Genomic DNA, 5694 nt, shown 5'->3' with positions numbered 1-5694 from the left:
ACCACCGCCACCGCGTCCGGCGTCCGCGCCGCCCGCGCCTCGAACAGCTCGTGGACGCACGCCTGGCGCGGGTACGCCCGCCCCGTCTCGTTGAACCCCCGCACCACCTGCAGGCGCTCCGCCCCGGGGAGCATCGGCAGGTGGTCGGCGCGGCGCGCGTCGTCCGCCACCATGGCCTCCAGCACCCGGTGCAGGTAGCCGATCCACCGCTCCACCGTCTCCCGCTCAAGGAGCGCCGTGGCGTACTCCACCCCGCCCCGGATGCGTCCGCCGGCCTCGCCCAGCGCGAGCATCAGGTCGAACTTGGCCGTCACGTGCGACGCGCCGCCCGCGCGGCCCATCGCCAGCCCGGGCAGCGCCAGCCCCCCCGCCGGGTCGTTGCGCCAGGCGAACATCACCTGGAAGAGCGGGGGGTGCGACAGGCTGCGCGCCGGCTGCACCAGCTCCACCACCTGCTCGAAGGGGATGTCCTGGTTCTGCTGCGCCTCCAGGGCCCGCTGCCTCACCTGTCCCAGCACGTCCGCCACCGACGGCGCGCCGGAGAGGTCCACGCGCAGGGCCAGCGTGTTGACGAAGAAGCCGATGAGCCCCTCGATCTCCCGCCGGCCCCGGTTGGCCGAGGGGGTGCCCACCACCACGTCGTCCTGCCCGGACAGGCGCGAGAGCACCGTCGCCCACCCGGCCAGGACGGTCATGAAGAGCGTCGTGCCGTGCCGCCGCGAGAGCGCCTTGAGCCCGGCCGTCAGCGCCTCGTCCAGCACCAGGTTCACGGCGGCGCCCGCGAAGTCCTGGCGCGCCGGCCGCGGGTGGTCCAGGGGCAGCTCCAGCAGCTCCGGGGCGCCGGAGAGCGTCCGGGTCCAGTAGTCCGCCTGGGCCTGCAGGACCTCGCCGTCCACCCAGCGCCGCTGCCACGCCGCGTAGTCGGCGTACTGCACGGGCAGCGGGGAAAGCGGATCGGGCTCGCCGCGGAGGAACGCGCCGTACAGCGCGGAAAGCTCGCGGGTGAGCACGCCGCCCGACCAGGCGTCGCTGACGATGTGGTGCATGGTCAGCAGCAGCACGTGGTCGTCCGCCGCCATCCGCACCAGCCGGCCGCGGATGAGCGGGCCCCGCTCCAGGTCGAAGGGCGCGCGCGCCTCGTCGGCCATCAGCCGGGCCAGCGCGGCGTCCGCGTCCGCCGCCCCGTCCAGGTCGTGCTCGAGGAGGTGGAACCCGGCGTCCGGCGGCGCGATGCGCTGCTCGGGGACGCCGTCCACCAGCGCGAACGTGGTGCGCAGCGCCTCGTGGCGGGCCACGATGCCGTCCAGCGCCCGCGCGAGCGCCCCCCGGTCCAGCGCGCCCTGCAGGCGCATCCGCTTGGGGACGTGGTACGTGCTTCCCAGGTTCCCCATCTGCTCCAGGAACCACAGCCGCTGCTGGGCAAAGGAGAGGGGAAGGCGGCCGTCGCGCGGGGCGGGCTGGATGGGCGGCAGCTCCGCCCGGGCCCCCGTCTCCAGCGCCCGCGCGAAGTCCGCCAGCACGGGGCGGGTGAACAGGTCGCCCAGCGCGGCCTCCACCTGCAGCCCCTGGCGCACCCGCGAGATCACCTGCACGGCCAGCAGCGAGTGGCCGCCCAGCTCGAAGAAGTGGTCCCGCCGGCCCACCCGCTCCACGCCCAGCACGCCGGCCCAGATCCCGGCCAGGATCTCCTCCACGATCCCCGCCGGGGGCTCGTAGGCGCGCACGGCGTACGCGCCGCCTTCGGGCGCGGGGAGCGCCCGGCGGTCCACCTTGCCGTTGGGGGTAAGGGGGAGCGCGTCCAGCCGCACGTAGGCCGCCGGCACCATGTACTCCGGCAGCGTCTCGCTCACCTGCGCCCGCAGCACGTCCGCGCCCACCGCGTCGCCGGCCACGTACGCCACCAGCCGCTGCTCGCCCGGCGCGTCCTCGCGCACCAGCACCAGGGCCTCGCGCACGGCGGGGTGCGCGAGCAGGCGCGCCTCGATCTCGCCCAGCTCCACGCGAAAGCCGCGCAGCTTTACCTGGTGGTCGGTGCGGCCCAGGAACTCCAGCGTCCCGTCCGGCAGCCAGCGCGCGCGGTCGCCCGTGCGGTACATCCGCGCACCGGGCTCGCCGGCGAAGGGATCGGCCGCGAAGCGCTCCGCCGTCAGTGCCGGCCGGCCCAGGTAGCCACGCGCCACCTGCGCGCCGCCGATGCACAGCTCGCCCGCCGCGCCCACGGGCACCGGCTCGCCGCGGGCGTCCAGCACGTACGCGCGCGTGTTGGCCACGGGGCGGCCCAGCGGCAGGCGCCCGTGCCGCTCCTCCGGCCGCGCGCGCGCCGCCGTGACGGCCACCGTGGTCTCCGTGGGGCCGTACATGTGGTACAGGGCCGCGTGGGGAAGCCGCTCGTGGAACCGCCGGGCCAGCGCGGGCGAAAGCACCTCGCCGCCGCACATCACCCGCGCCAGCGTCGTGCAGGCGCCCACGCCGTGGTGCTCCAGCAGGGCCTGCAGCAGCGTGGGGACGGCGTGGATCACGCCGATGCCCTCGCGCGCCACGACCTCCACCAGCGCGGCCGGGTCGTTGGCGCCCCCGGGACCCGCCAGCACCACGCGCGCGCCGACCGTCAGGGCCCAGAACAGCTCGCGCACCGACACGTCGAAGCTCAGCGAGATGCGCTGCAGCACCGCCTCGTGCGCCCCCAGCGCCCAGGTGCGCTGCGCCCACGCCAGCTGGCTCACCACGGCGCGATGGGGGACGACCACGCCCTTGGGCATGCCCGTGGAGCCGGAGGTGTAGATGACGTACGCGGCGTGCTCCGGCGTCAGCGCCGGGCACGCGGGGTTCGTGTCCGCCTCCCGCGCCCACGCCGGGGCGGCCGCGTCCAGCTCCACCACGGGCACACCGGCACCGTCCACGCGGTCGCGCAGGGCCCCCTGCGTGAGCACCGCGGCCGGCGCGCTGTCGGCCAGCATGTACGTCAGCCGCTCCGCCGGGTAGCCGGGGTCCAGGGGCACGTACGCGCCGCCGGCCTTGAGGATGGCCAGGAGGCCCACCAGGGTCTCCAGGCCGCGCTCCGCGCAGAGGGCCACCCGCGTGTCGGGCCCCGCGCCCAGCGAGCGAAGGTGGCGCGCCAGCCGGTTGGCCCGCGCGTTCAGCGCCCCGTAGGTAAGGCGGTCGCCCTCGTAGACCACCGCCGTGGCGTCCGGCGTACGCGCCGCCTGGGCCTCGATGAGGTCGTGGATGCACGACTCGCGCGGAAAGTCCGCCGCCGTGCGGTTCCACTCCTCCAGCACCCGCACCCGCTCGTCGGCCCGCAGGAGCGACAGCCGGTCCACGCGCCGGTGCTCGTCGGCCGCCATCTCCTCCAGCACCCGGCGCAGGTAGCCCGCCCAGCGCTCCACGGTGGCCCGCTCAAAGAGCGCGGTGGAATACGTCACCCCGCCCACGATGCGGTCTTCCGCCTCCCACATGGAGAGCGACAGGTCCAGCTTGGCCGTCACCAGCCGGTCGCCGCCCATCCCGGCCACCGAGAGCCCCGGCAGGCCCAGGGCGGGTCCGTCCCCGTGGCTGGTGTTCTGCCAGGCGAACAGCACCTGGAAGAGCGGGTGGTGCGACAGGCTGCGGACGGGGTCCACCCGCTCCACCACCTGCTCGAAGGGGATGTCCTGGTGGTGCTGGGCGTCGAGCACCCGCTCCTTTACCCGCCCCAGCAGCTCCGCCACCGTGGGCGCGCCCGACAGGTCCAGGCGCAGGGCGAGCGTGTTCACGAAGAAGCCGATGAGCCCCTCCACCTCCGGCCGCCGGCGCCCCGCCGTGGGCGTGCCCACCACCACGTCCTCCCCGCCCGCCAGCCGGCCCAGCACCACGGTCCACCCGGCCAGGAGCGTCATGAAGAGGGTGGCCCCGTGCCGCCGCGACAGGGCCTTGAGCCCCGCCGTGAGCGCCGCGTCCAGCACCAGGTCCACCCGCGCGCCCGCGTGGTCGGCCTCCGCCGGCCGCGGGCGGTCGGCGGGGAGCTCCAGGAGCTCCGGCGCGCCCGCCAGCGTCCGCGTCCAGTAGTCCGCCTGCTCCCGCAGCACGTCGCCCTCCACCCACCGCCGCTGCCAGGCCGCGAAGTCGGCGTACTGCACCGGCAGCGCGCGCAGGCTCGCCTCCGTCCCCTGGACGCCGGCGGCGTAGAGCGCCGACAGCTCGCCGAAGAACACCCCCGTGGACCAGCCGTCGCTGACGATGTGGTGCATCGTCAGCAGCAGCACGTGGTCGTCCTCGCCCAGCTGGACCAGGCGGCCGCGGACGAGGGGCCCGCGCTCCAGGTCAAAGCGCGCGCGCGCCTCCTGCGAGGCCAGCCGGCCCAGCTCCGCCTCGGCGTCGGCCTCCCCGCGCAGGTCGTGCCGCACCAGGTGGAACCCGGCGTCCGCCGGCGCGATGCGCTGCTCGGGGACGCCGTCCACCTCCGCGAAGGTGGTGCGCAGCACCTCGTGCCGCGCGACGATGCCGTCCAGCGCGCGCGCGAGCGCCTCGCGGTCCAGCGGGCCCCGCAGGCGCAGGCGCTTGGCGATGTGGTACGTGCTGCCCATGTCGCCCAGCTGCTCCAGGAACCACAGCCGCTGCTGCGCGAACGAAAGCGGAAGGCGCCCGTCCCGGTCGGCGTGCCCGATCGGCGGAAGCTCCGAGCCCTTGCGTTCGAGGTCGCGGGCCAGCGCGATCTTCAGGAGCCTGCGGCGCTCGGCCAGCGTCAGGTTGGTCAGGGTCGGATCGGAGCTCATGGACAGTGCCGTGGTGTTCGTTTCGATGTCGTGCCGCGCCCGGGGCCGGGCGATGTCTCATCCCGGATCCGGAAACGCAGTGGTCTTCCCGGGGGACCCTCACGGGCTCGGCGCGCGCCGGATGCGCGCGGCCCCGGAAGACCTTTCCCCCGTGGCAGGGACCCCGTCCAGCGGCGAAATCCCCGCGCCCGCCGAAGGAGATCCTTCGGCAGCGCCCGCCGTCCCGTGAACGGGCGGGTTCCGCCCGGGCGCTCCCTCACAGCGGTTTTCGTGTGGGCCTGGAGCCGCTTCTCACCCACGCTGTCATCCTGACGGCGAATCCAGGACGGGTTTCGAGCCGTTTCTCGCCCGTGCCCGTGCTGTCATTCTGAGCGGGGAAGGCGCCCGGCCCGGTCCATTCCTCCACGCGGAATCGTGGGCGCCTTCCGACCGAAGAATCGGGTTGCAGCCCGACACGATCCCGCCCGTGCGCGCCGGGTCCGGGAGCAACTCAGCGTACGGACGGGATCCCGCACGCCGGCGACCCGGTTCCTCGGCCGCGCCATCCGGCATGGGGATGGATCCAGCCGGCGCCTTCCCCGGAAGGACGGCACGGGTGAGAAACGGCTCCAGACCCACCCCGGGACCTCTCGGAATGACAGCATGGGCCGGCAACAGCTTCACACCCGTCCGGGAACTGCTTCCAGGAACTCAACGCCGGTGCGCGGTGCTCCCGCGGACCCGGTGTCATCCCAGGGCGGGCTCGCGCGCCAGCTCGATGAGCTGGGCGAGCGCCTCGGGGTCGAACTGGGCGAGCTGGGCGTCCAGGATCTCCTGCGCGAAGTCCTGCAGCACGGGCCGGGTGAACAGCGCGCGCAGCGCCACGTCCACCCCCAGCTCCTGGCGCACCCGCGACACCACCCGCACGGCCGAAAGCGAGTGCCCGCCCAGCTCGAAGAAGTCG

At 75.0% G+C, this 5694-nt stretch carries 1 protein-coding gene and 1 pseudogene; both read right to left on the bottom strand.

Going from position 1 to position 5694, the window contains the following annotated elements:
* Positions 1 to 4751 (bottom strand): non-ribosomal peptide synthetase (locus VFZ20_RS21605; RefSeq protein ID WP_329686023.1); only part of this gene is annotated, 4751 nt, incomplete at its 3' end.
* A gap of 807 nt (positions 4752 to 5558) precedes the next feature.
* Positions 5559 to 5694, bottom strand: a pseudogene (locus VFZ20_RS32985) (phosphopantetheine-binding protein); the annotation flags it as partial.

The organism is Longimicrobium sp. (assembly GCF_036280135.1).
GTDB lineage: Bacteria > Gemmatimonadota > Gemmatimonadetes > Longimicrobiales > Longimicrobiaceae > Longimicrobium.
The sequence above is the reverse complement of the archived record's forward strand: the minus strand, read 5'-3'. Positions and strand labels throughout refer to the sequence as shown.